Source organism: Mesorhizobium sp. M0088 (assembly GCF_040322895.1).
Lineage (GTDB): Bacteria > Pseudomonadota > Alphaproteobacteria > Rhizobiales > Rhizobiaceae > Mesorhizobium.
The window spans coordinates 38,169-63,789 of record NZ_JAMYUI010000015.1 but is presented as its reverse complement, the minus strand read 5'-3'; the positions used below and the strand labels follow the sequence as shown (position 1 = coordinate 63,789).

Sequence of the window (25,621 nt, the reverse complement as noted above, 5' to 3'; positions counted from 1 at the left end):
CAGCATGGCAACGGTCACGCTCAACAATGTCGTCAAGCGCTTCGGTGTCTTCGAGGTCGTCCATGGCGCCAGCATCGACATCAAGGACGGCGAGTTCGTCGTCTTCGTCGGGCCCTCCGGCTGCGGAAAATCGACGCTGCTCAGAATGATCGCCGGGCTCGAGGACATCAGCGGCGGCGAGATCGCCATCGGCGGCAAGGTGGTCAACGATGTCGAGCCGGCCGACCGCGGCATCGCTATGGTGTTCCAGTCCTACGCGCTCTATCCGCATATGAGCGTCGAACAGAACCTCTCTTTCGGCTTGCGCATGACCGGCAATCCAAAGGCCGACACCGAACGGCGGGTGAAGCGGGCGGCCGAGATCCTGCGCATCAGCGAATTGATGGACAGGCGCCCGAAAAAACTCTCCGGCGGACAGCGCCAGCGCGTCGCCATCGGCCGCGCCATCGTGCGCGAACCGCAGGTGTTCCTGTTCGACGAGCCGCTCTCCAACCTCGACGCCGAATTGCGCGTCCAGATGCGCGTCGAGATCTCCCGGCTGCACAAGGAGCTCGGCACGACAATGATCTATGTCACGCACGACCAGACCGAAGCGATGACGCTCGCCGACAGGATCGTCGTGATGCGCGCCGGCCATATCGAGCAAATCGGCCGGCCGCTCGATCTCTACGACAACCCCGACAATCAGTTCGTCGCGGGCTTTGTCGGCTCGCCGAAAATGAACTTCATCAAAGGCCGGGTCGTCGGGCACGATGCGCGTGGTGTCGTGGTCGAGCTGGCGGGTCAGGAGAAGACCTGCATCACGCAACCGCTGACCGGCGCTGCACCTGAAATGGGCAGCCCAAAAATCGGCAGCAAGGTCATTGTCGGCGTGCGGCCCGAACATTTCGGCAATGCCGGAGAGGGCGACGCCGACCTCGTGGTTGCCATCGACGTGGTCGAGCACCTGGGCGGCACAAGTTTCCTCTACGCCAGAACGGCCAACGGTGACGACGTGGTGATCCAGCGCGACGCGACGAAGGTTCCCGACACATCAGAGATCACCGTTTCCATCCGCAAATCCTACCTGTTCGACGAAAAAGGACTGCGGCTGCGCTGACCGCCGGCCCTTTCCAGCCTTCAAGGAGAATGACAATGACCGCAACCACGCCCATTCGCTGGGGCATCCTCGGCCCCGGCAGCATCGCCCAGTCCTTTGCCGGTGGCGTGGCCGCTTCGCGCATCGGAAAGCTGGTCGCCATCGGCGCGCGAAATCCCGCCAAGCCCGGCCTCGCCGAGAGTTTTCCCGGCGCCCGCATTCTCGACGGCTACGACGCGCTGCTCGCCGATCCCGACATCGATGCCATCTACATTTCGATACCGCATCCCGGTCATGCGCAATGGGCGATCAAGGCGGCCGAGGCCGGAAAGCATGTGCTGTGCGAAAAGCCGCTTGCGCTGACCGCCTTCGAAGCCGACGCCATGATGCATGCCGCACGCAAGGCCGGCACATTTCTCGGCGAAGCCTTCATGTACCGGCTGCACCCGCAGACCAAGAAGCTGGTCGAACTGATCAGGTCCGGTGTCATCGGCGAGATCAGGATGATCAAGTCGAGCTTCGGCTTCGCCATGCCGGGCTTCATGCCGCAGCACCGGCTCTATGCCAACGATCTCGCCGGCGGCGGCATTCTCGATGTCGGCGGCTATCCCGTCTCGATGGTTCGGCTGATTGCCGGTGCGGCAGTGGGACAGCCCTTCAGCGAGCCGGACAAGGTGGTCGGCACCGCCCATCTGGGCCAGTCCGGCGTCGACGAATGGGCGTCCGCGCTGCTGCATTTCCCAGGCGGCATTGTCGCCGAAGTCTCCTGCAGCATTTCGCTCAACCAGGACAATGTGCTGCGCATCCTGGGCACAAAGGGCCGTATCGAAGTGCCGGACTTCTGGTTCGCCGGCGGCAACCGCGACGTTGGCCTCGGCCGGATCGACATCATCGCATCCACCGGCGCGCGCGAGACCATTAGCGTCGAAGAGAAGCGCCATGTCTATTCCTTCGAGGTCGACGCAGCCGGCGAGGCCATCCGCGCCGGCGACCAAGAATTCGCCTGGCCTGGCATGGCATGGGCGGAAAGCCTCGGCACCTTGCGTGTGCTGGACAAATGGCGGGCGGCCGCCGGCCTCGAATACGGGATCGAGAAAGCCGCGCAGCGTACCAACACCATCTCCGGCCGGCCTTTGCGGTCCGGCGGCACGGCGATCGCCAAGCGCACCATTCCCGGCCTGTCGAAGCCGGCATCGGTGGTGGCGCTCGGCTTCGAGGATTTCCGTACCTTTTCCTCAGGCTCGATCCTGCTCGATGCCTTTTTCGAGGCCGGCGGCAATCTCTTCGACACCGGCTATGTCTATGGCGGGGGCTATACCGAGAAGCTGCTTGGCGAGTGGTTGAAAAACCGTGGCGTGCGCGCGCAATCGGTGGTCATCGCCAAGGGCGCGCATTCGCCGCTCTGCTATCCCGATGTGATCGGCAAGCAGCTCGACCAGACGCTCGAACGCCTGCAGACCGATCATGTCGATGTCTATTTCATGCACCGCGACAATCCCGATGTGCCGGTCGGCGAATTCGTCGATGCGATGGATCGTGAGGTCAAGGCCGGCCGCATCCGCGGCCCGTTCGGCGGCTCGAACTGGACGATGGAACGCATGGATGAGGCAATTGCCTATGCCGAGCGTACCGGCAAGCAAAAGCCCGGCGCGCTGTCCAACAATTTCTCGCTGGCTGAAATGCTGGAGCCGATCTGGGCAGGCTGCGTCACGTCCTCCACGGATCCATGGAAGGCCTGGCTGACATCCAGGCAGATGCCGAATTTCGCCTGGTCGAGTCAGGGGCGCGGCTTCTTCACCGATCGCGCAGGTCGGGACAAGCAAGACAATGAGGAACTGGTGCGGGTCTGGTACTCCGAGCGGAATTTCGGCCGCCGCGACCGGGCGGTCGAACTTGCCGCGAGACTGGGCAAGAGCCCGATTCATATTGCGCTGGCCTATGTGCTCGCCCAGCCCTTCCCATCCATCCCGCTGATCGGGCCACGCACGCTGGATGAGCTGGACGACAGCCTGCGCGCTCTCGACATCACGCTGTCGCAAGCCGATCTCGAATGGCTGGATGGCGGCAGTCGGCGCGCTGCCTAGCTGGCTGCCTTTTTAACCGTCGCGGCGTCAGGTCTCGTCATCAGGCGCCCTGACGCCACGCCTGGCCGGTGTCCGCAAATTGGCATACATGCCGGTGGTGCGGAATTGGCTCGGCGTGATGCCGTAGCAGCGGCGGAAGACTTTTGAAAAATAGTTCGCGTCCTCGAAGCCGCACAGGATGGCGACCTCCTTCACCGGCAGAAAATCCGCCTTGGTCAGCAGCTTCGCCGCGCGTTGCAGACGCTGCTGCAGCACGAACTCGGCCGGTGGCAAGCCTTCGCTCTCGGCGAAACAGCGTGAGAAATGGGCCCGGCTGAGGCCGCTGATCTGGACCAGGTCCGCCACCGGCAGCGGCCTGTCGAGATTGGCATTGATGTGATCGATGACCGGCTGCATGGCGCTCTGTTTTTCGGCAAAGGCATGGGAGCCGAAGACATCGTCATAGAGCGCCATCGCAGCCTCATAGGCGACCGCCGAAGCAGCACCCGGCGAAGCGGCCCCTTTGATCAGGCGCAAGCTGCAATCGGCAAGATGATCGATCGTTGCCGGCTGCAGCCGAAATACCGGACCCGAGACGCTGAGGATCGACTTGTGGATGCGCAGCGCCTCCTCGCCGTTCATCGAAATCCAGAAATATTCCCAGCGCTCATCCCCGGCCAGCCAGTAGCGGTGGTTGTGCGGCACCAGCACCAGCAATGTGTCGTTCTTCTGCAGGCGGTAATTGCGGTTCTCGTAGCGCAGCCGGCCGGTTCCGCTGATCGTGTGCTGGAGCACGGTGAACGGCGTCTGGCCGCGCCTGCGCCCATCCCAGTCGTAGATCTCGTCCTCGCGCACTTCATAGCCCGTGCTCGTCGGCATGGCGTGCAGGCGCTGGCGGCCGCGCGGCAGCGAGATCGTGCGCATGGACTGTCCGTTGTTTATCAAATCCTGCAGCACAAAATTACCCTTGAAAGCATAATCCTTCTCTGGTCGCGCTCGCGAATAAGCGCATAATCGCCGTCGAAAAGCGAGAGAGATCCGCAGTCGAGGAGCGGACAGGGAGGTTGGCGAGCCGGTTTCCGGCTTGTCCTGCACACATGCCACGGCATGTGGCAACAGCTTCCCATTGTCATTCCTTGCCTGCAATTCGAAATGGAATGAGGTGCGGCTGGTGAGTTTCAAAATCGCTATCATCGGTGCCGGCAGCGTCGGCTTCACCAAGAAATTGTTCACCGACATCCTCTGCGTGCCCGAATTCAAGGACATCGAATTCGCGCTCACCGATGTAAGCGAGCACAACCTTCAGATGATCAAGGCGATCCTCGACAGGATCGTCGAGGCAAACAGGTTGCCGACCAGGGTGACGGCGACGGCCGACCGCCGCAAGGCGCTCGAAGGCGCACGCTACGTCATCAGTTGCGTGCGGGTCGGCGGTCTCGAAGCCTATGCCGACGATATCCGCATTCCCCTGAAGTACGGCATCGACCAATGCGTCGGCGATACGATCTGCGCCGGCGGCATTCTCTATGGCCAGCGCAACATCCCGGTGATCCTGGATTTCTGCAAGGACATCCGCGAGGTCGCCGAGACGAACGTCAAATTCCTGAACTACGCCAACCCGATGGCGATGAACACCTGGGCGGCGATCGAATACGGCAAGGTCGACACTGTCGGGCTCTGCCACGGCGTCCAGCACGGCGCCGAACAGATCGCCGAGGTGCTGGGCGCCAAGTCCACGCAGGAGCTCGATTATGTCTGTTCCGGCATCAACCACCAGACCTGGTTCATCGACCTGCGCCTGAACGGCCGCCCCATTGGCAAGGACGAACTGGTGGCTGCCTTCGAGGCGCATCCGGTCTATTCGCAGCAGGAGAAACTGCGCATCGACGTTCTGAAGCGCTTCGGCGTCTACTCGACCGAAAGCAACGGCCATCTTTCCGAATATCTGCCCTGGTACCGCAAACGTCCCGACGAGATCACGCGCTGGATCGATATGTCCGACTGGATTCACGGCGAGACAGGCGGCTATCTCCGCTACTCCACCGAAACCCGCAACTGGTTCGAGACGGAATATCCGCAGTTCCTCGAAGCGGCGTCAAAGCCCATCGACCGGGCGAAGCGCTCCAACGAGCATGCCAGCCACATATTGGAGGCGCTGGAGACCAACCGGGTCTATCGCGGCCACTTCAACGTCAAGAACAATGGCGTGATCACCAACCTGCCGCAGGATGCCATCATCGAGTCGCCCGGCTTCGTCGACCGTTTTGGCATCAACATGGCCGCCGGCATCACGTTGCCGGAGGCCTGCGCGGCCACCTGCATCGCTTCGATCAACGTCCAGCGCATGTCGGTGCATGCCGCGATATCAGGCGACATCGATCTTCTGAAGCTCGCCGTGCTGCATGACCCGCTGGTCGGCGCGGTTTCGACGCCGGAGGAAGTCTGGCAGATGGTCGACGAAATGGTCGTCGCCCAGGCGGCCTGGCTGCCGCAATATGCCCATGCGGTCCCGGCGGCCAGGGAGCGGCTGTCGACATCCCAGGTGAAGACCCGCGAGTGGGCGGGCGCCGCACGGCGCAGCGTTCGCTCGATCGAGGAATTACGCGCCGAAAAAGCCGCGCTGAAGCAAGCCGGCTGAGACGAGCCGGCTGAGACGGGCCGGCTGAGACGGGCCGGCTGGAAATTCATGCGGTGATGGTGGATCCAGGGGAGGCGGATCCACTGCCACGACACCGTTTGAATTCGAGGAGAGGCGGAGCGGGTGCAAACGCTCCGGACAAACAAGAGGGAGAGAGACCGTGAGGAATTTCCGCAATATCGGCCTTGCTGCCGGACTGACGCTGAGCGTCTCGGTCTCGGCACTCGGTGCTTACGCTTCCGAACCGACGGTTCCGCCGGCGCCGACACCGTTTCCCGCCGAAGGCAAGATCAACTATGTCGCGCGAGACTCGATCCTGGAGTTCAAGGCGCTCCCCGAATATCACGAGCCCGACTGGGTCACCGAGAAATACGTCAAGACCGGCAAGCTGCCGCCGGTAAAAGACAGGCTGCCGAAGGAGCCGCTGGTCTACAAGACGGGCAACATGCAGGACGGCATCGGCGTCTATGGCGATACGATGCGCCACGTCATCGGCGGGCGGCCGGAAGGCTGGAACTACGGCGCCGGTCAGACGCAAGGCTGGGGCGGCATCGACATCGGCCTCTCCGAATGCCTGACGCGCACCGCCCCGCTGTTCCAGGTCGAGGCCAAGGACACCGAGCCGCTGCCGAACCTGGCCAGGAGCTGGGATTGGTCGAGCGACGGCCACAAGCTGACCATGCACCTCATCGAAGGAGCGAAGTGGTCGGACGGCGTGCCGTTCAATGCAGACGACGTCATGTTCTACTGGGACGACGAGGTGGTCGATCCCAACGTCTCGCCGCTGAACGGCGCCACGCCGGAAACCTTCGGCGTCGGCACGACGCTGAAGAAGATCGACGACTACACCGTCGAATGGACCTTCAAGGATGCCTTCCCGAAGCAGTACCTGTACGCCATGGCCTACGGCACTTTCTGTCCTGGCCCCGCGCACATCCTGAAGCCGCAGCATCCGAAATACTCGAAGAACACCTACGATCAGTTCAAGAATGCCTTCCCGCCGGAATTCATGAACATGCCGGTGATGGGTGGCTGGGTCCCGGTCGAATACCGGCCGGACGACATCATCGTCATGCGCCGCAATCCCTATTACTGGAAGGTCGACGAGAAGGGTAACCAGCTGCCCTATCTCAACGAACTGCACTACAAGCTGTCGACCTGGGCCGATCGCGACGTCCAGGCGGTCGCCGGCGCGGCCGACTTCTCCAATCTGGAGCAGCCGGAAAACTTCGTCGCCTCGCTGAAGCGTGCGGCAGAGGCGAACGCACCGGCCCGTCTTGCTTTCGGCCCGCGGCTCATCGGCTACAATCTGCGCTTTAATTTTTCCGCCAATGGCTGGGGCAATCCGGACGAACGCGGCCAGGCGATCCGCGAGCTGAACCGCAACGAGGATTTCCGCAAGGCCGTCACCATGGCGCTCGACCGCAAGGCGCTCGGTGACTCGCTGGTCAAGGGGCCGTTCACCGCCATCTATCCCGGCGGCCTGTCGTCAGGAACCAGCTTCTACGACCGCGCTTCGACGGTCTACTACCCCTTCGACCTTGAGGGCGCCAAGGCGGAACTCGCCAAGGCCGGCCTCAAGGATACGGATGGCGACGGCTTCGTGAATTTTCCTTCCGGTACCGCCGGCGGCAAGAATGTCGAGATCGTGATGCTGGTCAACAACGACTACACGACCGACAAGAGCCTTGCCGAAGGCGTCGTCGCCCAGATGGAAAAGCTCGGGCTTCGGGTCGTGCTCAATGGCCTCAACGGCACCCAGCGCGACGCTTCCCAATATTCGGGCCGCTTCGATTGGCTGGTCCGGCGCAACGAACAGGAACTGACCTCGGTGGTGCAGAACACCGTGCAGCTTGCCCCGGTCGGCCCGCGCACCAGCTGGGACCATCGGGCGCCGGAGAACGGCGAGGTCGATGTGATGCCGTTCGAAAAGGATCTCGTCGATATCGTCAACAAGTTCGTCTCGACGCAGGACAACGACCAGCGTGCCAGCCTGATGAAACAATTCCAGAAGATTTCGACGGAGCACGTCTACAATGTCGGCCTGACGGAATATCCCGGCGCGCTGATCGTCAACAAGCGCTTCTCGAACATTCCGCAGGGCACGCCGATCTTCATGTTCAACTGGGCCGAAGATTCGATCATCCGCGAAAGGGTCTTTGTCGCGGCCGACAAGCAGGCGAAATACGAATTGTTCCCCGAGGAGTTGCCCGGCAAACCCGGAGAGAAGGGGCCGATGAATTAGGTTTACCTCCCTGACTGAGAGACCTCCGGCCGCGCCGCGGGCGCGGCCGGACAAACCAACCTCCGGACGCAACCAAGGGCGCGATCGGCGAGACAAGGAAACGAACCGTCCATGCTGCGATTCCTGCTCACGCGCATAGCGTCGGCAATCCCGGTCCTCGCCATTTTGAGCCTGGCCACCTTTGCCATCATCCAGGCGCCGCCGGGCGATTATGCCGACTACATCCGCTCGCAGGCGATCAACCAGGGTGGAGCCTCCTTCGCCGAGGCCGACGCGCAGGCAAAGGCCTATCGCATCGAGCATGGTCTCGATAAGCCGCTGCCTCTCCAGTATCTCAACTGGATCGGCGGCATCGTTACCCGCGGCGATTTCGGCTACAGCCTCTACTACAACAAGCCGGTCGCCGATGTGGTCGGCGAGCGCCTGCCGCGCACACTCCTTCTGGCGCTGGTCTGCCACCTGCTCGCCTCGGTGCTGGGCATCACATTCGGCATATGGGCGGCGACCCGGCAATACACCTGGATCGACTCGACGCTGTCGGCCATCTCCTTCCTCGGCATGACAGTGCCGCGCTTCCTGATGGCGCTGATCATCGTTTATCTCCTGGTCTTCCAGTTCAATGTGTCGGAGATCGGCAGCTTCTTCTCGCCGCAATATGGCGGCGCGCCGTGGTCGTGGGCCAAGTTCGTCGACCTGGTCAAGCATGTCTGGCCGGTCGTGGCGATCGCCACCTTCGGCGGCCTCGCCTACAATATGCGCGTCATGCGCGGCAATCTTCTCGATACGCTGAACGCGCAATATGTCGAGACGGCCAGGGCCAAGGGGCTGACCGGCGCCGCCGTTGTCATGCGCCACGCCGTGCCCAACGCACTGCACCCGCTCGTCATGTATCAGGGCGTGGTGCTGCCCTACATGCTGACCGGCGAGATCGAGACGGCAATCATCTTCGCGCTGCCGACCGTCGGGCCGGCGATCGTCGGCTCCATGGCTGTCGGCGACGTCTATGTCACCGCCACCTTCATGATGGTCCTGTCGGCGACGCTGATCGTCGGCAACATCATCGCCGACATGCTGCTCGTCCTGCTCGATCCGCGCGTCCGCCAGTTCGGGGAGGGTTAGATGTTGGCACGCGATCCGTCACCTCCACCGCTGCCAGCCGAAGGACCCATCGTAGCCAAACCGGCGCGCGGCAACGAAAGCTACATCGCGCTTGTCTGGCGCCGGCTGAAGCGCTCCTGGACCGGCATGGCCGGGCTCTGGCTCGTCGTGCTTCTGCTGGTGATGGCCGTGTTCGCCGAGTTCATCGCGCCAATGGACCCGAAGGTCACGGATGTCGGCTTTGCTCCGCCGCAGGTGCCAAGCTTCCATGACAGAGACGGCGGTTTCACCGCACGGCCGAGGGTCTATGCGCTGGCCGATTCGGCGGACCTCGATCCGGTCACCTTCCAACCCGTCGTCGGCCCCGACTACGACAATCCGAGGCTGCTTGGCTTCTTCGTGCATGGCGCGCCCTACAAGCTGTTCGGGCTGGTGCCTGTAGATCGGCATCTGTTCGGCTCGCTGGACGGCCAGCCGGTGCATTTCCTCGGCACCGACAAGTTCGGCCGCGATGTGCTGTCGCGCGCCATCCATGGCTCGCGCGTCTCGCTGATGATCGCGCTGACGGTCGTCTTCATCATCACCGTCATCGGCACCACCGTTGGCATGGTCTCCGGCTATTTCGGCGGCAGGTTCGATGTCTGGATGCAGCGCTTCGTCGAACTGGTGCTCGCCTTCCCGCAGCTGCCGCTCTATCTGGCGCTGACGACGTTGATCCCGGTCACCGCTCCCACCAACGTCTTCCTGGCTTTCGTCATCATCGTCATGTCGGCATTGGGTTGGGCGCAGATGTCGCGCGAAGTGCGCGGCAAGACGCTGGCGCTGGCTCGGATCGAGTATGTGCGCGCCGCCATGGCGGTCGGCGCCACCGACCGGCGCATCATCATGCAGCACATCTTCCCCAATGTGATGAGCCATGTGAGCGTCGCCGTGACGCTGGCGATCCCGACCGTGGTGCTGCTCGAATCTTTCCTCGGTTTCCTCGGCTTCGCCGTCAAGCCGCCGTTGATCTCGTGGGGACTGATGCTGCAGGACACCGCTACCTATTCCGTCATCGGCACCTATCCCTGGATCCTGTCGCCGGTCGGTTTCGTGCTCGTCACCGTCTTTGCCTTCAACGCGCTTGGCGACGGCCTGCGTGACGCCGTAGACCCCTACTGAGGTGCTGAGATGTCCGTCGCGCTCGCCGAATCCTTCGCGCCAACCGTCCGCCACGACCATGACGGACGCCAGGACCAGCCCATCATCGACGCCCGCAACGTCGCCGTGGCCTTCAAGGTCGAGCATGGCGTCGTCGACGCGGTCAAGGACATCTCGTTTCAGCTCTATCGCGGCGAGACGATCGCCATCGTCGGCGAATCCGGTTCGGGCAAGTCGGTGACGGCGCGCACCGTCATGGGCCTTCTGTCGCGGCGCGCCACCGTGTCGCCCGGATCGAGCGTCTGCTATGACGGGCAAAACATCTTGAAATTTCCCGAGAGCGCCCGGCGCAAGCTGCGCGGCAACCGCATCTCGATGATCTTCCAGGAGCCGATGAGCTCGCTCAACCCGATCTATACGGTCGGCAGCCAGATCGTCGAGGCGATCCGGGTGCATCGCAAAGTCAGCCGCAAGCAGGCCTGGGCGCGCGCACTGGAACTTCTGCAGCATGTGCAGATTCCCGATCCCGCCGCGCGGCTCAAGCAGTACCCGCACCAGCTCTCTGGCGGACAGCGCCAGCGGGTGATGATCGCCATGGCGCTGGCCAACAATCCCGATGTGCTGATCGCCGATGAGCCGACCACAGCGCTCGATGTCACCGTCCAGGCGCAGATCCTGAACCTGATCCGCAGCCTGCAGAAAGAGCTGCGCATGGCGGTGATCCTGATCACCCACGACCTGACCGTGGTGCGCCAGTTCTCCGACTACGTCTATGTCATGCAGCATGGCGAAATGTGCGAGCACAACGTCACCGAACGGCTGTTCGCCAACCCACAGCACCCCTATACGAGACGGCTGCTGGCTTCAGAGCCGCATGGGCAGCCGAAACCCCTTCCGGAGGGCTGCGGCACCATCCTCGAGGCGAGCGGCGTGCACGTCTCATTCATGCTGCGCCACGGCACCTTCCTGAAGCCGGACTGGCGAGAACTGGTCGCCGTCGACGATCTCAGCCTCAGCCTCTGCCGCCATGAGACGCTGGGGCTGGTCGGCGAGTCCGGCTCCGGCAAGACCACCTTCGGCCAGGCCCTGCTCCGGTTGATCGACGCCAAGCGCGGCGAGATCCGTTTCGACGGCAAGCCGATCCATGGCCTGTCGCGTGCCGAGATGCGGCCGCTGCGCTCGCGCATGCAGATCGTCTTCCAGGATCCGTTCTCCTCGCTCAACCCGCGCATGACGATCGGCCAGATCATCGAGGAAGGGCTGATCGTCAACAGCATAGGGGCGACGCGGCGCGAGCGGGTCGAACGGGTGCGCGACGCGCTGGTCAGCGCCGGTATGCCGGGCGATATACTGTCGCGGTTTCCGCATGAATTCTCCGGTGGCCAGCGGCAGCGCATCGCCATCGCCCGCGCCATAGCGCTCGAACCCGAATTCATCCTGCTCGACGAGCCGACATCGGCGCTCGACCTCTCCGTCCAGGCGCAGATCATCGACCTCCTGCGCAAGCTGCAGGACGAGCGCGGCCTCAGCTACCTCTTCATCTCGCACGACCTCAAGGTGGTGCGCGCACTGTGCCACCGCGTCATCGTCATGCAGAACGGCAAAATCGTCGAGCAGGGTCCCGTCGACGACGTCCTGTCCAATCCCAAGACCGCCTACACCGAACGGCTCGTCAGAGCCGCTTTCGACGTGGCCTGAACATATGCCGGAGGTTAGCATGGCAAGGAATCCCAAGATCACGTTCATCGGCGCCGGCTCGACGGTGTTCATGAAGAACATTGTCGGCGACGTGCTGCAGCGCCCGTCGCTTTCGGGCGCGACGATCGCGCTGATGGACATCAATCCGCAGCGGCTGGAAGAGAGCGCCATCGTCGTCAACAAGCTGATCGCGACGCTCGGCGTCAAGGCGAAGACCGAGACCCATTCGGACCAGCGCAAGGCACTGGCCGACGCCGATTTCGTCGTCGTCGCCTTCCAGATCGGCGGCTATGAGCCCTGCACGGTCACCGACTTCGAGGTGCCGAAGAAATACGGCCTGCGCCAGACGATCGCCGACACGCTGGGCGTCGGCGGCATCATGCGGGGCCTCCGGACCGTGCCGCATCTGTGGAAGGTGTGTGAAGATATGCTCGCCGTCTGCCCGCAGGCGATCATGCTGCAATATGTCAACCCGATGGCGATCAACACCTGGGCGATATCGGAGAAATATCCCGACATCAGGCAGGTCGGCCTCTGCCATTCGGTGCAGGGCACGGCGATGGAACTGGCTGAAGACCTCGACCTTCCCTACGAAGACATCCGCTATCGCTCGGCCGGCATCAACCACATGGCGTTCTACCTGAAGTTCGAGCATCGCCAGCCGGACGGTTCCTACCGCAACCTCTACCCAGATCTCGTGCGCGCCTATCGCGAAGGCCGCGCGCCCAAGCCCGGCTGGAACCCGCGCTGCCCCAACAAGGTGCGCTACGAGATGCTGACCCGGCTCGGCTATTTCGTCACCGAGAGCTCGGAACATTTCGCCGAATACACGCCCTATTTCATCAAGGAAGGGCGCCCCGACCTGATCGAGAAGTACGGCATCCCGCTGGATGAGTATCCCAAGCGCTGCATCGAACAGATCGAGCGCTGGAAGGGACAGGCTGAGGCCTATCGCTCGGCCGATCGCATCGAAGTCGAGCAGTCCAAGGAATATGCCTCGTCGATCATGAATTCGGTCTGGACCGGCGAGCCGTCGGTGATCTACGGCAATGTCCGCAACAATGGCTGTATCACCTCGCTGCCCCGCGATTGCGCCGCCGAAGTGCCGTGCCTGGTAGATGCCTCAGGCATCCAGCCGACCTGCATCGGCGAGCTGCCGCCGCAATTGACCGCGCTGATGCGCACCAACATCAACGTGCAGGAACTGACGGTGCGGGCGCTGATGACGGAAAACCGCGAGCACATCTACCACGCGGCGATGATGGACCCGCATACCGCGGCCGAACTCGATCTCGACCAGATCTGGTCCCTGGTCGATGATCTCCTGGCCGCCCACGGTGACTGGCTGCCGGCCTGGGCGCGGACGAACCGCAAGAGCGAGGCCGCCGCCTGATCGGCGGCGCCCGGCTCATTTCGAATCGTCGGGGTCCGTTTCTTCCTCGTCGTCGCGAGCCTTGATGACGTAAGCGCCCTTCAGCCAGCGGTTGAGGTCGATGTCCTTGCAGCGTGTCGAGCAGAACGGGAAGGTGTCGCGCGCCGAGGGCTTGCCGCATTCGGGGCAGGGGCGCTTCGGGCGCAAGGGCGTGACTTTGGGATCGGAATTCACAGCCGGGGTCCCGCCAGCCAGCCGCCATGCACCTTGAAGCCTTCGCCGCTCAACAGCGCGACGGTCTCATAGAGCGGCAGGCCAACGACATTGGTGTAGGAGCCGACCAGCTTGACGACGAAGGCGCCGGCGAGGCCCTGGACGGCGTAACCACCCGCTTTGCCGCGCCATTCGCCCGAGGCGACATAGGCGTCAATCTCTTCGCGCGGCAGCCGCTTGAAACGCACCCGCGTCTCGACCAGCCGTTGGCGCAGCTTGCCACCCGGGGTGATCAGGCAGATGCCGGAATAGACCCGGTGCGAACGGCCCGACAACAGCCCGAGGCAGTTGGCAGCGTCGTCGAGGGTTTCCGCCTTGGGCAGGATGCGCCGTCCGACGGCAACCACCGTGTCGGCGGCCAGCACGAAACCTGGCGCGTAGTCGGCTTCGGTCTGCAGCGAGGCGAACGCCTTCTCGGCCTTTTCCCTCGACAGCCGCTTGGCCAGCGAGCGCGGATGCTCGGCACGCAACGGCGTTTCGTCGACATCGGCCGGCAGCACGCGGTCCGGCTCGATGCCGGCCTGCTGCAAGAGCTCGATCCGGCGCGGCGAACCCGAGGCAAGCACCAGCTTCTGCAAAATGCTCATCGCGGACCAGTCGGGCTTTGCTTACTTGAAACGATAGGTGATGCGGCCCTTGGTCAGGTCGTATGGCGTCATCTCGACCAGAACCTTGTCGCCGGTCAGCACGCGGATGCGGTTCTTGCGCATGCGGCCGGCCGTATGGGCGATGATTTCGTGTTCGTTTTCGAGCTTTACCCGGAACATCGCGTTCGGCAACAATTCCGTCACGACACCCGGAAACTCGAGGACTTCTTCCTTCGGCATTCGATACCTTTGCTTGGATGGTAGTTCCAGCACCCTGGCCGGAATTTCGGCGGAACCTATATGATAATCGTCCGCTTGTGAACACGCTTAATCCGTCGCGTTTTTTGCTCCTGGAAGCAGAAAACGTCGGCCTATGCGCACCTTCAGCCGCTCGCGCACGTCGCGATAACTAGCCATGATCTGTTCGCGGGTACCGCTGGCGTCGGTCGGGTCCGGCGTCGGCCAGTATTCGACCTCGACAGCGAGCGAGCGGGTGAGTTCAAGTGCGGCGTGGTGCGCTTCCGGCGCCAGCGTGACGATGAGGTCGAAATAGTCGTCCTCGAGATCGTCCATCGTCCTTGGGTGACGCTCGCCCAGCGTGAGACCGTCTTCGGCAAGCACCGCATCGACGAATGGATCGCGCTCGCCGGCGCGAACGCCTGCCGAAGCGACAAAGACGGTGGCCGGCAGCATGCGGCGCGCCAGTTGCTCTGCCATTGGCGAGCGCACGGCATTCATGCCGCACAGGAACAGGATCGAACGGGGCAGGGCGCCGGGTGCCAGGGCTAGCCCCGCCAGTGCAGTACGCAGACCAGCGTGAACAGCCGGCGCGCCGTATCGAAGTCGATGTCGATCTTGCCGGACAGCCGGTCCATCAGCGTCTGCGAACCTTCATTGTGCAGGCCGCGGCGGCCCATGTCGATCGCTTCGATGTGGCTCGGCGTCGAGGAACGGATGGCGTCGTAGTAGCTTTCGCAGATCATATAATAGTCCTTGACGATGCGCCTGAGCGGCGTCAGCGACAGGATATGGGTGACGACGGCGGTGCCATCCTCGCGCGCCACGGCAAACACCAGGCGCTGCTCGGCCAGCGACAGTTTCAGCCGGTAAGGGCCGTCGCCGCTGTCACTGACGGGCTGAAAACTGTTCTCCTCGATCAGGTCGAAGATCGCCACCGCGCGTTCATGCTCGACATCGGGTGTCGACCGGCCGATCGATTCATCGAGTTCGACATCGATCAGCCTGGCGCGGGTTTGATCGGGGCCAGACATCGCCGCCTACATGTTCAACCGTATGGCGACGGAGCGTCCATGCGCGTCAAGGCCTTCCGCCTTGGCCAGCGCAATCGCCGCCGGCGCCAAGATCCGCAACTGTTCCGGTCCAAGCTTGAGGATCGACGTGCGCTTGACGAAATCGAGCACCGACAGACCGGACGAGAAGCGCGCCGAGCGCGCCGTCGGCAGCACATGGTTGGAGCCGCCGACATAGTCGCCGATGGCTTCCGGCGTGTGGCGGCCGAGAAAGACCGCACCCGCGTTGCGCATCCGCGACAGGAAGCCCTCGGCGTCGTCGATGGCCAGTTCGACATGTTCGGCGGCGATGCGGTCGACCAGCGGCAGCGCGGCGTCGATGGTCGACACCTGGATCACCGCACCAAAATCACGCCAGCTCGCCGCCGCCGTCTCGGCGCGTGGCAGGCTCTGCAACTGGCGCTCGACGGCTTGTTCGACAGCGATGCCGAAGGCTGAATTGTCGGTGACCAGGATCGATTGCGCCGATGCATCGTGCTCGGCCTGGGCCAGCAGGTCGGCCGCGATCCAGTCCGGATCGTTGCTGCCGTCGGCCACGACGAGCACTTCCGACGGCCCGGCGATCATGTCGATGCCGACGGCGCCGAACACCTGGCGTTTGGCCGCCGCGACATAGGCATTGCCCGGGCCGACGATCTTGGCGACCGGCCTGATCGTTTCGGTGCCGTAGGCAAGGGCGGCGATCGCCTGCGCGCCGCCAACACGGTAGATTTCCGACACGCCTGATATGTCGGCCGCCACCAGCACCAGCGGATTGATGATGCCGCCCGGCGCCGGTACGACCATGACGATGCGCTCGACGCCGGCCACTTTGGCCGGCACGGCGTTCATCAGCACCGAGCTTGGATAGCTCGCCGTGCCGCCCGGCACATAGAGCCCAACCGCCTCGACCGCCGTCCAGCGCCAGCCGAGCTCGACGCCGGCGGCATCCGTATAGCGGTCATCCTTTGGTCGCTGCCGCTCATGATGCGAGCGGATGCGGTCGCGCGCGAATTCCAGCGCCTCGATCGTCTTTGGGTCGGCGGCCTTGTAGGCCTGGGCGATGTCGTCCTCCGAAACGGCGATGCCCAGTCCAGCCAGATCGGCGCGATCGAATTTTCGTGAATAGTCGATTAGCGCCGCGTCGCCCTCGGCGCGCACGCGCGCGATGATGGCGCGCACCGCGGCATCAACGTCGGCGGACACTTCCCGCTTGGTCAACAGGAAGGCGGCGAAACGCTGCTCGAAATCGGCGTCGGACTGACGAAGCGTGATGGCCATCGGACGCTCAGGCCTTGTGGATGGGGCGCGAGGTGGCTTCCCACGCCCCGCCGATGTCGGCAAGGCGGGCCTCGATGCATTCGACGTCGAGCATGATCGCACCGCCGCCCGAGAAGATCAGCTCGACGATGCCGGCCGGCTTGCTGATCTCGATGAAGCTGATCGCCAGCAGCGACAAGACTTCCGCAGGCTTGTCGCGGTCGATGCCGCTGGTCTTGGCGCCGAGCACGCGGTCGAAATGCAGCACGGCCTGCCGTCGCTCATTGTGCTGGCGAAACAGGCCGGATTTTGCTTCCCAGACGAAACGGTTCATGGTCAGCAGGAAACGCTTGGCCGCAGGCAGGAATTCGAGGTCGCTGACTTTCAGCACGGCATCCTGGACATGAGCCGAAACGATGCTCAGGTCCTGGTCGTCTAGCGCGATAAGCTTAAGGCCGGTCATGCGGATTTCGCACCTGAAGGTTGATTGTTCAGCCTTCTGTTAGGCGGTCTTGGCGATCGGTGCAACCGCACCAACAGCTGCAGGTCTGCGCTGCCCCTCATCGCCCTGCCGGGCACTTCTCCCCGTATAGTGACGGGGAGAAGGACGCTGCCGCGAAGGATCTCGCCAATCTCCTGCGTTGCTGGAGAGGAGCCGAGGTCGCGGGCTACGCCGAAATCCGTTCGATCACCGCGCCGCAGTTGGACAGCTTTTCTTCCAGCCGCTCGAAGCCGCGGTCGAGATGGTAGACGCGGTTGACCGTGGTCTCGCCTTCCGCCGCCAGGCCGGCGATGACCAGCGACACCGAGGCGCGAAGATCGGTTGCCATGACCGGCGCGCCCTTCAGTTTCGGCACGCCGTCGACGATCGCCGTCTGGCCCGAAAGCGTGATATGAGCGCCGAGCCGCGCCAGTTCCTGCACATGCATGAAGCGGTTCTCGAAGATCGTCTCGGTGATCCGCGACTTGCCCTTGGCCATCGTCATCAGGCCCATGAACTGCGCCTGCAAATCGGTCGGGAAGGCCGGAAACGGCGCTGTCGTCACGTCGACCGGCGAAATGCCGGCGCCGTTGCGCCTCACACGAATGCCGGAATTGGTCGGGGTGATCTCCGCACCCGTCTGGGCGATCACGTCCAGTGCCGTCTGCAGCAGGTCCGGCCGCGCGCCTTCGAGCACGACGTCGCCGCCGGTCATGGCGACGGCCATGGCATAGGTGCCGGTCTCGATGCGGTCGGGGATGACGCGCACGCGCGCACCCGACAGCGATTCGACGCCGTCGATGGTGATGGTTGGCGTGCCGGCGCCGGAAATCTTCGCGCCCATGGCGTTGAGGCACTCGGCGAGGTTGACGATCTCGGGCTCGCAAGCCGCATTTTCCAGCACCGTCTCGCCCTTGGCGAGCGCCGCGGCCATCATCAGCACATGGGTGGCGCCGACCGAGACTTTCGGGAAGATGTAGCGGTTGCCGACAAGCCGGCCATTCCTTGTCTTGGCGATGACATAGCCGGTGTCGACGTCGATATCGGCGCCCAGCGCCTGCAGGCCCTCGAGGAACAGATCGACCGGCCGCGTGCCGATGGCGCAACCGCCCGGCAGCGACACTTTGGCTTCGCCCATGCGGGCCAGCAGCGGGCCGATCACCCAGAACGAGGCGCGCATCTTCGACACCAGTTCGTAGGGCGCTGTGGTGTCGACGATGTTGCGGGCGGAGAAGTTGATGGTGCGCGAATAGCCCTCATTCTGCTTCTCGCGGCGGCCATTGACCGAATAATCGACGCCGTGGTTGCCCAGGATGCGGATCAGTTGCTCGACATCGGCCAGATGCGGCACGTTTTCCAGCGTCAGCGTGTCGTCGGTCAAAAGCGAGGCGATCATCAAAGGCAGCGCCGCGTTTTTCGCGCCCGAGATCGGAATGCTTCCGGAGAGCTTGTTGCCCCCGACAATTCTGATGCGATCCATGGAAGAACGTCCCTCTCGGCCAAAAAGGGCCGGTTCAATCGTTTGAGTAGCGGCCCGTCTAGACCATTGGCCAATCTGGTTCAAGAATTACGCTGGTTCAAGAAATGGGATTTCGCCCACCCCGGGCCAAGAGTGGCCGATTTGAGTTAATCTTTTTGTATTTCCTTCGATGCAGCGAGCCCGTCCGGCCGCTCGTCGGCATCGCCGGTCCGCCGCGAGCGTGACTGCGCCTTGCGCTTCTGCAGATTGGCGCGCAATTGCTCGGCCAGCCGATCCTTGCGGATTGTTGCGCTGTTTTTCGGTGGACCATCCTTTTTCACTGGAATTGCCTTGTCGTCCATCGCCCCGTCGCCGCCGGCGACCCACCAGCTTGCTGTTCAGGGATAGCCAACATTGTGGCACTGCCATGTCATTAAAAGCTATCCGGCAAAGGCTTTCACAGAAGCGTTGCGCTTGGCCTTGCGCTTGCCGGTTCGATATGGCAGAAGCCCCGCCATCAGCGGCTGCGGTAGCTCAGTGGTAGAGCACTCCCTTGGTAAGGGAGAGGTCGAGAGTTCAATCCTCTCTCGCAGCACCAGTTTCCAACATCCTTGTTGCCGCACATTCGTCCTCTGCATTTGCAAGGGCGAGGCGGCTACATGGGAACGGCGCGGCCGTCGTGCTGGCGGACCTCATCAGCGGTGCATTGCTCCAGAAAATGGCTGCCACAGGCAACTCCAGCCGAAGCGCATTCCCGGCAAGACACGATTCATTAACCAAGATGCTGTTCATCGACATGACGTATTGTGGCATGGACGCCTGTCTGCGTCGGTCAAGTCCATGCTTGTCAGGAAGAGGGCTGAAAGGCTCTTCATCTGGGCGGGAACCTGAAATCGCCCGAAACAAAAGAGCGTGCAAGGCATGAACGTGAGCGAAAACGTGCAAAACGCCCCCCGTGCTTCCCGTCTTTGGACACTGCCTGCCATCATCGCAGCGTTCCTTTGCCTGTGTGTCACCGGCGCGTTCGCGGAGACGCGTGCTTTGAAGATTCAACATCTCCATACGGGCGAGAAGGCTGAAATCGTCTTCAAGCGCAATGGGCGCTATGATCCGGCGGGATTGAAGAAGATCAATCTCATGCTGCGCGACTGGCGTCGCAACGAACCGACGAAGATGGATCCGCGCCTGCTCGATCTTGTCTGGCAGGCCTATCGCGCCAGCGGCTCGAGAGCCTATATCCACGTGGTCAGCGCCTATCGGTCGCCAGCGACGAACGCCATGCTGCGCAGCCGCTCGAAGGGCGTGGCTCGGGAAAGCCAACACATGGTTGGCCGCGCGATGGACTTCTTCCTGCCGGATGTGCCGCTGAAGAAGCTGCGCGACATCGGCCTCAAGATGCAGGGCGGCGGCGTAGGCTATTACCCGACCTCCGGTTCGCCTTTCATACATATGGATGTCGGCAATGTGCGGCATTGGCCGGGCATCAGCCGCCAGGAACTCGCAAGGGTATTCCCGAACGGCAATACGCTGCATGTGCCGAGCGACGGCAAACCGCTGCCCGGTTATGGGCAGGCGTTTGCCGCCTACAAGTCGCGCAAGGGCGCCGGCACGCCCAACATCGACCTGGCAAGTGCCGACGGCGGCCAACGCAGGCCGGCGCGCGGCCTGCTGGCGACGCTTCTGGGTGGGCGCGGCGCGGACGAGACCGATGATGTCGCCGAAGCGGTGCCGGCGCCACGCAAGCCGGCCAAGTCCGTTGAACCCAGGCCCGCCGGCATCGCAATCGTGCCGCCGCAGGATGCCCAGCGCGCCGACATCCAGATGGCTTCCGTCGATAGGGCCGAAGAATCGCCGATTGGACCGGAGGGGAAGACGCCTGAAGCGATCGTCATGGCGATGGCGCCGGGCTCGGTGCCGCTGCCAGCCTTCGCCCCGCGCAGCGGGTCCACGACCAGCATTCCGACCCCGCAACTCGCGCCGCTTGCAGCAGCCAACGCTTCCACCGCGCGGGCCGAACTGGCCAATCCAACAGCAACCGATGCTGAAATTCCCTCGGGCAAGTCGGCCGGTCCCGCGGGCGGCGCGCCGGACATGGTGGCGTTCAACATCCCGTTGCCGACATGGCGACCGGAAAGCCCGACGCGCCAGCTTGAAGCAGACAAATCCGGCGATGCGGTCGCTGCCTTGCTGGCCTTGAACCACGCCGATGACGGCCACAATGGGTTGGCCGGCCAGCGGGTCTCGGTTGCCCAATCGAAGCCCGAAGATCGCGTCAGGACCAGCCCGAAGGCCGACCGTGTCCAGCCAAATCTCGATCCCGAAGCCACCGCGGTCATCGTGCCGGCAGCGTTGTCCCGGCCGATTGAGACAGGTCGTGGCATCGCCGGCGGAGCTAGCACTGCGGCGGCGCCCGTCATTGCCGCCAATCTCATCCGCACAGCGCCGGAGCACATCTATCTCGATGGATTCCAGCCGCGAGGACAGACCTCCGATCACCGGCGCTTCACCGGTTCCGCGGTCAAGTTCCTGCCCATCGCCAGCTTCAAATAGACGCCAGCCCTCGTTCGAGCCGACGTGGATGTGTTGCACGACTGGCTTGGCTGCCATGGGATAGCAAGTCATGCCGAACTCTCGATGGCTCTGTAAGAGAAGTTCCAAATTTGACAAACATGTGTGAAATTGTAAGATAATCGTCTTTCCGTCGGCGATGGGCGATGACAATGTCGATCCGCGAAGAACTGGCCAATACGACCGTGGCGTTCACCTCTGCGGAAGAGAAGATCGTCCAGGTCCTGCTCGCTGATTATCCGATGTCGGGGCTGGGCACCGCGACCCGGCTGGCACGGCGCGCCGGCGTCAGCGACCCGAGCGTGACGCGGCTGATGAGCAAGCTTGGCTATGTCGGCTTTGCCGACTTCCAGGCACGCCTGCTCACCGAAGTCGAATCCAGGCTGCATTCGCCGCTTTTGATGATGGAGGCCAAGCGTCCGGGCGGCTCCAGCGAAGGCACCGCACTTGCCTATTTCCATTCGGTTTCCGACAGCCTGGAGCGCACGCGCACGGCAGTGCCGGTGCAGGCCTACACGCGCGCCGTCAACATGCTGCTGGAGAGCAAGGGCCAGGTCGTGCTGCTGGGCGGCCGGTTCAGCCGGCATATCGCCTCCATGCTGGCCGGCTACCTCCTGCAGTTCCGCTCCGGCGTGCGCGACATCGGTTCGTTGAGCCCCGCCGATTTCGACCTGTTGATCGACCTTGGCAAGCGCGACCTCCTCGTCGTGTTCGACTACCGGCGTTACCAGTCGGACGTGGTGAGCTTTGCCCAGCAGGCCAAGGAGCGCGGCGTCTCCATCCTGCTGTTCACCGATGTCTGGCTGTCGCCGATATCTGACATAGCGGACCTGACCATGGTCGCCGCGATCGACGCCAACTCGCCGTTCGACACGCTGGCGACGGCCGTTGCCCAGATGGAAACCGTGTTTGCCCACGCGCTGGAAGGCCATGGCGCCGGGGTGCGCAAGCGCATCGAGGACATCGAAAAGATCCGCAGCGCCAATGCGGTCACGCTCGATACCGCCCTGTCGTCATCGGCCGACGACGCCGCCAAATCCAAAACCACAAGGAAATAGTGTCGTTGCGCCCGGTGCAGCGATGCAAAGCGCCGCGACGCAGAGAAGGAAGCGACAATGCCCGACAACCAGACCATCATCGATGCCGTGCAGGCTGAGATCGAGACCGATCGCGACTGGTTGATCGGGCTGACCCGCGACATGGTTCGCATCCCTTCGGTCAATCCCAAATTCGAGCCCAACCCGGCGATCAACCGCGAGGCGGATGTCCAGGCGCTGCTCGAACCGATCCTCAAGCAGGACGGGTTCAGGACCGAGCAATGGGATGCGTTGCCCGGGCGGCCCAATCTGGTCGGCGAATGGGCGGGAGACGAGGACCGCAGCCTGATCCTGTGCGGCCATATCGACGTCGTGCCGGTCGGCGCGATGAAGGACTGGTCGGTCGATCCGTTCGGCGGCGAGATCACCAATGGCCGCCTCTATGGCCGCGGCGCCGTCGACATGAAGGGCGGCGTCGCCGCTTGCATCGCCGCCGCGCGCGCGATCCGCAAGGCGGGCATCACGCTGCAGGGCCGGCTCGCCATCCACTCGGTCGTCGACGAGGAAGCCGGCGGCTTCGGCGCCATGGACGCGGTGAAGAAGGGCAAGCTCGCCAAGGCGGTGCTGGTCGCCGAACCGACCTGGGGCGATGTCCTGCCGGTCGAAGGCGGGCTTGAATGGGCGCGGGTGACGATCCGCGGGCGCAACGCCCATTCGGCGCTGCGCTACAACGAGATCTATCCGCAGCGCCACGACAAGGACCGGCTTGAGCCGGGCGTCAACGCCATTGAGATCGCCGCCCGCTTCATCGCCGCCGTGCGCCAGTATGAGCTGGATCGGACGCGGGCGAAATCGCATCCGCTGCTGCCGCTCGGCATGAACACGATCAACATCGGCGTCATGCATGGCGGAACCGGCCTTGGCCAGCACGGCCTGCCGACCGTCATGACCAACCCGGCCATCATTCCCGACGTCGCGGTGCTCGATCTCGACATGAAATTCCTGCCCGATGAGAACTCGGCCGACTACCGCCGCGATTTCGAGACGTTCGTCCACCATTTCGCCCAGACCGATGCGTGGCTGCGCGACAACCCGCCTGCGATCCAATGGGAGCTCGGCGGGCTGTATTTCCCGCCGATGAACACGCCGGTCGATCATCCGCTGGTGACATCGCTGATGAAGCGCAAGGCCATGGTCGGCAAGGCGCCGCAGGCGCGCGGCTTCGTCGCCGTGTGCGATGCCGCGCACTATGCCGGCGCGGGCGTCGACGGTGTCATCTTCGGCCCCTCAGGCGACGGGTTTCACGGTTCCGACGAATATGTCGAGGTCGAATCGGTGGTCGAGACCGCCAAGGTGATCGCCGCTTCGGTCATCGACTGGTGCGGCATCCGCTGAGGCGGAGCCGCTATTCCGAAACGGTCAGGCCGGGCGTTTCAGGCGTCCGGCGACGGCGCCCCATGAAGCCTTGATCATGCCGACCAGGCCGCTCGGGTAGGCCAGCATCACGCCGATGATCAGCACCGCCGTGATCATCGGCCGCCACGCGCCGAAATCGGCCATCCATTCGGCGAAGATCGTCAGCACGAAGGAGGCGATGATGGCGCCGTAGATGGTGCTGGTGCCGCCAAGCAGCACCATCGACAGGATGATGGTCGCGAGACTCATGCCGAAGACATCGATCGAGGCATTGCGCTGGTAGGCGGCGTAAAAGGCGCCGGCGATGCCGGTGAAGAAGGCGCTCGCGGCAAGCGTCAGCATGCGCTGGCGCACGATCGAGACGCCGCGGCTGACGGCGTATTCCTCATTGTCGCGCAAGGCGACGATACTGGCCCCGGCGCGTGAGCGCACAAACACGCGCAGGAACAGCGTACTTGCCACCAGCAGTGCCAGCGCGATGTAGAAATAGGCTGATTTGCCGTCGCGGACCATGTTGTGGTCGAAGATATAGAGTCCGGGAATGCGCACCAGCCCTTGCGTGCCGCCGGTGATGGCGGACTGGCTGATGATCACCTGCATCACCAGCTGCGCGAAGCCGAAAGTGACCAGGATGATGTAGATGCCCTTCAGCCGCAGGATCGGGATGGTCACCAGGATCGCCGCCAGGGTTGCGATGACACCGCTGGCAAACAGCGCGATCCACGGGTCGAATTCGGCCAGCTTGGTCAGCAGGCTGTAGGCATAGACGCCGATGCCGAACAGCGCCAGATGGCCGAAATTGAAGACGCCGCCATAACCGAGGCTGAGGTCCCAGTTCGAGGCGACGATCGCATAGATGAAGGCCATGATCAGGATGTGGCGGGCATAGGTGTCACCGAAGATCAGCGGCAGCAGCGCCAGCAGGGCGAAGCCGAGCACGAAGCCGATGGCCTCCTGCTTCCACGGCGTGCGGCCTGGAGCGATCGGGGTTGCCGCCTTGGCGTGGCCAGGCGCGATCAGCGATGTCGTGTCGGTCATGCTAGGCCTCGGGAGCGGCTGGCAAAGATGCCCTCGGGGCGCACCATCAGGGTCAGGATGAGCACGCCGAACAGCAGTGCCGGCGTCCAGTACAAGCCGAAATAATAGCTGCAGGCGGCCTCGAAGAAGCCGATCAGATAGGCGGCGAAGATCGGACCCGATATGCTCGATATGCCGCCGAAAACGACGACGATCAGCGCCTTGAGCAGCGGGTCGCTGCCCATCACCGGCGACATGAAACGGTAGCCGCCCATGAAGATGCCGGCGAGCCCGGCCAGCGAAGCGGCGATGGCGAAGGCCAGCCCATAGAGCGCGGTGACGTTCAGCCCGACAAGATGGCTGGCATCTTCGTTCTGCGCCACGGCGCGCAGCGCCAGTCCCAGCCGCGTGCGGTTGAGGAACACCCAAAGTGCGGCCAGGATCAGCGGCGTGATCACGATGATGGCGATCTGGTGCAGGGAGACGCCGACGCCCCCGATGGTGGCGTTGCCGGCGATCAGCGCCGGGATCTGTTTCGAGCGCGGTCCCCAGATGGTCAGCGCGCCGTTCTCGATCAGCGACCCGGCCGCCAGCGTGGTGATGACGACGACCAGCACGATGTTGGGTCGGCCGATCAGCGGCCGCACGACGCTCGCCTGCAGGATCCAGCCGACGCCGGCCATGACGACGACGGCGATCGGAAAGGCGACCGCCGCCGGCAGGCCGAGTTCGACCAGCTGCCAGGCGATGTAGGCGCCCAGCATCATGAACACGCCATGGCTGAAATTGAACACGCCGATCGTCGTCCAGACGAGCGCTAGCCCGACCGCCATCATGGCGTAGAGCGAGCCCTGGAACAGGCCGCCGAACAGGATTTCCGCCAATGCGCTCATCTTCGGATT

23 protein-coding genes and 1 tRNA gene are annotated in these 25,621 nt (G+C 63.5%); 12 read left to right on the top strand and 12 right to left on the bottom strand.

Annotation, left to right across the window (positions count from 1 at the left end; genetic code table 11):
- Nucleotides 1-4: 4 nt before the first annotated feature.
- Together NKJ67_RS18970 and NKJ67_RS18965 are read left to right on the top strand one after the other, a co-directional pair.
- Entirely contained in the window at nucleotides 5-1,099 is a 1,095-nt protein-coding gene (locus NKJ67_RS18970) for an ABC transporter ATP-binding protein (RefSeq protein ID WP_127807907.1), read from the top strand.
- Nucleotides 1,100-1,134: 35 nt separating this feature from the next.
- Nucleotides 1,135-3,162, top strand: coding sequence for an aldo/keto reductase (locus NKJ67_RS18965; RefSeq protein WP_352582369.1), 2,028 nt, complete (start codon nucleotides 1,135-1,137; stop codon nucleotides 3,160-3,162).
- A 27-nt stretch (nucleotides 3,163-3,189) separates the two neighbouring features.
- Here NKJ67_RS18965 and NKJ67_RS18960 read toward each other — a convergent pair whose 3' ends face one another.
- Nucleotides 3,190-4,065, bottom strand: a complete 876-nt coding sequence (locus NKJ67_RS18960; protein ID WP_127319538.1) for an AraC family transcriptional regulator — start codon at nucleotides 4,063-4,065, stop codon at nucleotides 3,190-3,192.
- A gap of 247 nt (nucleotides 4,066-4,312) precedes the next feature.
- Between NKJ67_RS18960 and NKJ67_RS18955 the strand changes: the two genes are divergently transcribed.
- From NKJ67_RS18955 to NKJ67_RS18930, 6 genes are all read left to right on the top strand, one after another.
- Nucleotides 4,313-5,779, top strand: coding sequence for an alpha-glucosidase/alpha-galactosidase (locus NKJ67_RS18955; RefSeq protein ID WP_352582367.1), 1,467 nt, complete (start codon nucleotides 4,313-4,315; stop codon nucleotides 5,777-5,779).
- A gap of 160 nt (nucleotides 5,780-5,939) precedes the next feature.
- Entirely contained in the window at nucleotides 5,940-8,024 is a 2,085-nt protein-coding gene (locus NKJ67_RS18950) for an ABC transporter substrate-binding protein (RefSeq protein ID WP_352582365.1), read from the top strand.
- A 111-nt stretch (nucleotides 8,025-8,135) separates the two neighbouring features.
- The gene (locus NKJ67_RS18945) at nucleotides 8,136-9,143 is read left to right on the top strand and encodes an ABC transporter permease (RefSeq protein ID WP_352582363.1); all 1,008 of its coding nucleotides are present in this window, start codon (nucleotides 8,136-8,138) and stop codon (nucleotides 9,141-9,143) included.
- Nucleotides 9,144-10,283 carry an ABC transporter permease gene (locus NKJ67_RS18940; RefSeq protein WP_352582361.1) on the top strand — a complete coding sequence of 380 codons (1,140 nt, stop codon included), beginning with the start codon at nucleotides 9,144-9,146 and terminating at the stop codon, nucleotides 10,281-10,283.
- 9 nt (nucleotides 10,284-10,292) lie between these two features.
- Entirely contained in the window at nucleotides 10,293-11,960 is a 1,668-nt protein-coding gene (locus NKJ67_RS18935; RefSeq protein WP_352582359.1) for an ABC transporter ATP-binding protein, read from the top strand.
- A 19-nt stretch (nucleotides 11,961-11,979) separates the two neighbouring features.
- Nucleotides 11,980-13,353 carry an alpha-glucosidase/alpha-galactosidase gene (locus NKJ67_RS18930; RefSeq protein ID WP_352582357.1) on the top strand — a complete coding sequence of 458 codons (1,374 nt, stop codon included), beginning with the start codon at nucleotides 11,980-11,982 and terminating at the stop codon, nucleotides 13,351-13,353.
- A 15-nt stretch (nucleotides 13,354-13,368) separates the two neighbouring features.
- On the opposite strand, the gene yacG is transcribed toward NKJ67_RS18930, so the two are convergent.
- The 9 genes from yacG to NKJ67_RS18885 all read right to left on the bottom strand — a co-directional run bounded on the left by yacG (nucleotide 13,369) and on the right by NKJ67_RS18885 (nucleotide 19,043).
- Nucleotides 13,369-13,566 carry a DNA gyrase inhibitor YacG gene (gene yacG / locus NKJ67_RS18925; protein WP_127269085.1) on the bottom strand — a complete coding sequence of 66 codons (198 nt, stop codon included), beginning with the start codon at nucleotides 13,564-13,566 and terminating at the stop codon, nucleotides 13,369-13,371.
- Nucleotides 13,563-14,192 carry a Maf-like protein gene (locus NKJ67_RS18920; RefSeq protein WP_127269084.1) on the bottom strand — a complete coding sequence of 210 codons (630 nt, stop codon included), beginning with the start codon at nucleotides 14,190-14,192 and terminating at the stop codon, nucleotides 13,563-13,565. The genes yacG and NKJ67_RS18920 overlap by 4 nt, the downstream gene beginning before the upstream one ends.
- Nucleotides 14,193-14,213: 21 nt before the next feature.
- Nucleotides 14,214-14,432, bottom strand: a complete 219-nt coding sequence (gene infA, locus NKJ67_RS18915; RefSeq protein WP_006200926.1) for a translation initiation factor IF-1 — start codon at nucleotides 14,430-14,432, stop codon at nucleotides 14,214-14,216.
- 87 nt (nucleotides 14,433-14,519) lie between these two features.
- Nucleotides 14,520-14,990, bottom strand: a complete 471-nt coding sequence (locus tag NKJ67_RS18910; RefSeq protein ID WP_081738604.1) for an arsenate-mycothiol transferase ArsC — start codon at nucleotides 14,988-14,990, stop codon at nucleotides 14,520-14,522.
- On the bottom strand, nucleotides 14,978-15,463 hold the full coding sequence (locus NKJ67_RS18905; protein ID WP_127271901.1) for a UPF0262 family protein: 486 nt from the start codon (nucleotides 15,461-15,463) through the stop codon (nucleotides 14,978-14,980). The genes NKJ67_RS18910 and NKJ67_RS18905 overlap by 13 nt, the downstream gene beginning before the upstream one ends.
- Nucleotides 15,464-15,469: 6 nt before the next feature.
- Nucleotides 15,470-16,762: a histidinol dehydrogenase gene (hisD, locus tag NKJ67_RS18900; protein WP_352582355.1), complete on the bottom strand. Its 1,293-nt coding sequence runs from the start codon at nucleotides 16,760-16,762 to the stop codon at nucleotides 15,470-15,472.
- Between the two features lie 7 nt (nucleotides 16,763-16,769).
- Entirely contained in the window at nucleotides 16,770-17,204 is a 435-nt protein-coding gene (locus NKJ67_RS18895) for a DUF2948 family protein (RefSeq protein ID WP_127268680.1), read from the bottom strand.
- A 205-nt stretch (nucleotides 17,205-17,409) separates the two neighbouring features.
- A complete protein-coding gene (gene murA / locus NKJ67_RS18890) occupies nucleotides 17,410-18,702 on the bottom strand; it encodes a UDP-N-acetylglucosamine 1-carboxyvinyltransferase (RefSeq protein ID WP_127268679.1) in 1,293 nt (430 codons plus the stop codon).
- A gap of 146 nt (nucleotides 18,703-18,848) precedes the next feature.
- The gene (locus tag NKJ67_RS18885; RefSeq protein WP_127268678.1) at nucleotides 18,849-19,043 is read right to left on the bottom strand and encodes a hypothetical protein; all 195 of its coding nucleotides are present in this window, start codon (nucleotides 19,041-19,043) and stop codon (nucleotides 18,849-18,851) included.
- A 161-nt stretch (nucleotides 19,044-19,204) separates the two neighbouring features.
- Here NKJ67_RS18885 and NKJ67_RS18880 point away from each other — a divergent pair.
- From NKJ67_RS18880 to NKJ67_RS18865, 4 genes are all read left to right on the top strand, one after another.
- Nucleotides 19,205-19,279, top strand: a tRNA-Thr gene (locus NKJ67_RS18880).
- A gap of 323 nt (nucleotides 19,280-19,602) precedes the next feature.
- Nucleotides 19,603-21,231 carry a peptidoglycan L,D-endopeptidase MepK gene (locus NKJ67_RS18875; protein WP_352582352.1) on the top strand — a complete coding sequence of 543 codons (1,629 nt, stop codon included), beginning with the start codon at nucleotides 19,603-19,605 and terminating at the stop codon, nucleotides 21,229-21,231.
- Nucleotides 21,232-21,401: 170 nt separating this feature from the next.
- Entirely contained in the window at nucleotides 21,402-22,307 is a 906-nt protein-coding gene (locus NKJ67_RS18870) for a MurR/RpiR family transcriptional regulator (RefSeq protein ID WP_127321151.1), read from the top strand.
- 57 nt (nucleotides 22,308-22,364) lie between these two features.
- A complete protein-coding gene (locus tag NKJ67_RS18865) occupies nucleotides 22,365-23,681 on the top strand; it encodes a M20 family metallopeptidase (RefSeq protein ID WP_256746007.1) in 1,317 nt (438 codons plus the stop codon).
- A 24-nt stretch (nucleotides 23,682-23,705) separates the two neighbouring features.
- Here NKJ67_RS18865 and NKJ67_RS18860 read toward each other — a convergent pair whose 3' ends face one another.
- Nucleotides 23,706-24,740 carry a branched-chain amino acid ABC transporter permease gene (locus NKJ67_RS18860; protein ID WP_352582350.1) on the bottom strand — a complete coding sequence of 345 codons (1,035 nt, stop codon included), beginning with the start codon at nucleotides 24,738-24,740 and terminating at the stop codon, nucleotides 23,706-23,708.
- Nucleotides 24,737-25,612 carry a branched-chain amino acid ABC transporter permease gene (locus tag NKJ67_RS18855; protein ID WP_127296621.1) on the bottom strand — a complete coding sequence of 292 codons (876 nt, stop codon included), beginning with the start codon at nucleotides 25,610-25,612 and terminating at the stop codon, nucleotides 24,737-24,739. The genes NKJ67_RS18860 and NKJ67_RS18855 overlap by 4 nt, the downstream gene beginning before the upstream one ends.
- Between the last annotated feature and the right edge of the window lie 9 nt (nucleotides 25,613-25,621).

What these genes read in the sequence shown, in the direction of transcription:
- NKJ67_RS18940 (WP_352582361.1), top strand. Translation starts at nt 9,144, where the DNA reads ATGTTGGCACGCGATCCGTCACCTCCACCGCTGCCAGCCGAAGGACCC.
- NKJ67_RS18905 (WP_127271901.1), bottom strand. Translation starts at nt 15,463, where the DNA reads ATGTCTGGCCCCGATCAAACCCGCGCCAGGCTGATCGATGTCGAACTC.
- NKJ67_RS18865 (WP_256746007.1), top strand. Translation starts at nt 22,365, where the DNA reads ATGCCCGACAACCAGACCATCATCGATGCCGTGCAGGCTGAGATCGAG.
- NKJ67_RS18935 (WP_352582359.1), top strand. Translation starts at nt 10,293, where the DNA reads ATGTCCGTCGCGCTCGCCGAATCCTTCGCGCCAACCGTCCGCCACGAC.
- NKJ67_RS18870 (WP_127321151.1), top strand. Translation starts at nt 21,402, where the DNA reads ATGTCGATCCGCGAAGAACTGGCCAATACGACCGTGGCGTTCACCTCT.
- NKJ67_RS18930 (WP_352582357.1), top strand. Translation starts at nt 11,980, where the DNA reads ATGGCAAGGAATCCCAAGATCACGTTCATCGGCGCCGGCTCGACGGTG.
- NKJ67_RS18885 (WP_127268678.1), bottom strand. Translation starts at nt 19,043, where the DNA reads ATGGACGACAAGGCAATTCCAGTGAAAAAGGATGGTCCACCGAAAAAC.
- NKJ67_RS18945 (WP_352582363.1), top strand. Translation starts at nt 8,136, where the DNA reads ATGCTGCGATTCCTGCTCACGCGCATAGCGTCGGCAATCCCGGTCCTC.
- NKJ67_RS18875 (WP_352582352.1), top strand. Translation starts at nt 19,603, where the DNA reads ATGAACGTGAGCGAAAACGTGCAAAACGCCCCCCGTGCTTCCCGTCTT.
- hisD (WP_352582355.1), bottom strand. Translation starts at nt 16,762, where the DNA reads ATGGCCATCACGCTTCGTCAGTCCGACGCCGATTTCGAGCAGCGTTTC.
- NKJ67_RS18920 (WP_127269084.1), bottom strand. Translation starts at nt 14,192, where the DNA reads ATGAGCATTTTGCAGAAGCTGGTGCTTGCCTCGGGTTCGCCGCGCCGG.
- NKJ67_RS18965 (WP_352582369.1), top strand. Translation starts at nt 1,135, where the DNA reads ATGACCGCAACCACGCCCATTCGCTGGGGCATCCTCGGCCCCGGCAGC.
- NKJ67_RS18855 (WP_127296621.1), bottom strand. Translation starts at nt 25,612, where the DNA reads ATGAGCGCATTGGCGGAAATCCTGTTCGGCGGCCTGTTCCAGGGCTCG.
- NKJ67_RS18860 (WP_352582350.1), bottom strand. Translation starts at nt 24,740, where the DNA reads ATGACCGACACGACATCGCTGATCGCGCCTGGCCACGCCAAGGCGGCA.
- NKJ67_RS18960 (WP_127319538.1), bottom strand. Translation starts at nt 4,065, where the DNA reads ATGCGCACGATCTCGCTGCCGCGCGGCCGCCAGCGCCTGCACGCCATG.
- murA (WP_127268679.1), bottom strand. Translation starts at nt 18,702, where the DNA reads ATGGATCGCATCAGAATTGTCGGGGGCAACAAGCTCTCCGGAAGCATT.
- NKJ67_RS18970 (WP_127807907.1), top strand. Translation starts at nt 5, where the DNA reads ATGGCAACGGTCACGCTCAACAATGTCGTCAAGCGCTTCGGTGTCTTC.
- NKJ67_RS18895 (WP_127268680.1), bottom strand. Translation starts at nt 17,204, where the DNA reads ATGACCGGCCTTAAGCTTATCGCGCTAGACGACCAGGACCTGAGCATC.
- infA (WP_006200926.1), bottom strand. Translation starts at nt 14,432, where the DNA reads ATGCCGAAGGAAGAAGTCCTCGAGTTTCCGGGTGTCGTGACGGAATTG.